The 1,650-nt window shown below is 68.4% G+C and carries 2 protein-coding genes and 1 pseudogene; 2 read left to right on the forward strand and 1 reads right to left on the reverse strand.

Going from position 1 to position 1,650, the window contains the following annotated elements; all coding sequences use genetic code 11:
* Both I55_RS33695 and I55_RS33700 read left to right on the forward strand, forming a co-directional pair.
* A pseudogene (locus I55_RS33695) lies at positions 1-581 on the forward strand (hypothetical protein); the annotation flags it as partial.
* A gap of 60 nt (positions 582-641) precedes the next feature.
* Positions 642-1,454, forward strand: coding sequence for a mechanosensitive ion channel family protein (locus I55_RS33700; protein ID WP_049974662.1), 813 nt, complete (start codon positions 642-644; stop codon positions 1,452-1,454).
* Positions 1,455-1,470: 16 nt separating this feature from the next.
* Here the strand turns inward: I55_RS33700 and I55_RS37465 are convergent.
* Positions 1,471-1,650 (reverse strand): hypothetical protein (locus I55_RS37465; protein WP_199902780.1); only part of this gene is annotated, 180 nt, incomplete at its 5' end.

Here is a 1,650-nt window from a genome sequence, read left to right on the forward strand (position 1 = left end):
CGTTGGGCATGAACGCCGTTGCCGAAGCAGCGATGATCCGGCTTCTGGGGCTGCTGTTCGTCGGCCTGCTGGTCATGCTGATCCTGCAGAACCGGGGGGCGGTGCAGCGCGTCATCCGCGACGGCGCCAGCCGGGGCCCCGCCATCCTGCGCCAGCTCCGCACCAGCCTGGCCGACACGTGGCACATCGCCGCCATTCTGTACGTCCTGGGCGCCTATGGCTTGTGGATCGCCGGCATCCCCGGCGGGTTCGCCTTCCTGGCGCGGGCCACCCTGCTAACGGTCGTGGTGGTACTGGTGGCCTATTATGGGATCGCGGTCGGGACCCGCCTGACCAACCGTGCGCTGGCCATAGACGACGCCCTGGACCAGCGCTTCCCGGGTCTGCAGCACCGGGTCAACCTTTATGCGCCCATCCTGACCGGCACAGGACGCGCGGTGGCCTACCTGTTGGCGACTCTGCTGATCCTGCAGATCTGGGGTGTGGACACGGCCGGCTGGCTTACCTCCAGCGCCGGGCAGCGGCTGCTGGGCAATCTGCTGGTGGTGGTATTCAGCACCATCGCCGCCGTCACCACCTGAGAGGTCGTCGGGTTTTTCATTCAGCTGTACCTGACGCGCCCCGGCATCGATGGCACCCCGGTGGAGCACAGCGCCCGCACCCGCACGCTGCTGCCCCTGTTCCGCAAGACGCTGGCCATCGTGCTCAGCACTGCGGTCGCCTTGGTCATCCTGTCCCAGGTGGGGGTCAATGTCGGCCCGCTGCTGGCCGGCGCCGGCATCGCCGGCATCGCCATCGGCTTCGGGGCCCAGACCCTGGTTAAGGACTTCATCACAGGGCTGTTCATCCTGATGCAGGACGCAGTGGCCGTGGGCGACGTGGTGGCCGTGGCCGGCTGCTCCGGCACGGTGGAGCAGATCTCCATCCGCTCCATGCGGCTGCGCGACGTCAGCGGCACGGTGATTATCATTCCCTTCAGCGAGGTGACCACCGTGAAGAACATGACAAAGGAGTTCTCCTACGCCATGTTCGAGGTGGGCGTGGCCTACCGGGAGGATGTCGACCAGGTGAGCGAGGTCCTGACCGAACTGGGCGCCGACCTCCAGGCGGACCCCGACTACGCCGACCGCATCCTGGAACCCATCGACATCCTGGGCCTGGACAAGTTCGCCGACAGCGCCGTCGTCATCAAGGCCCGCATCAAGACCCGGCCGTCCGACCAGTGGAAGGTGATGCGCGCCTTCAACCGCCGCATGAAACAGCGCTTCGATGAACTGGGCATCGACATCCCCTTCCCGCACCAGACCATCTACTTCGGCGCGGACAAACAGGGGAAGGCGCCGCCGGCCTACGTCGTCGCCACAGCGGTGCCGGGGACGCCGCCGCCCGCGCCGGCCGAAAGCCTGCCCCCGCCCGAAGCGGCCCCCGCCTCCGCCGTCCCCACGCCGGAATGACGGGCGGCCCTATGGGTCACGCGCGCGGCGGGGGCAAGGGTGCGGCGGCGGGCTCTTCCCGTGGCGCCGCCTCACCCATCGCCCGGCGGACCCGCTCGTAAAGCGAAGTGCGCGCCAGGGCGGCGTCCAAGCGGTCGAGCATGGACATCACGTCCGCCACCTCGGCGTTGAGTTCCACCGCGACCACGTCCCATCG

The organism is Azospirillum sp. B4 (assembly GCF_000333275.1).
GTDB lineage: Bacteria > Pseudomonadota > Alphaproteobacteria > Azospirillales > Azospirillaceae > Nitrospirillum.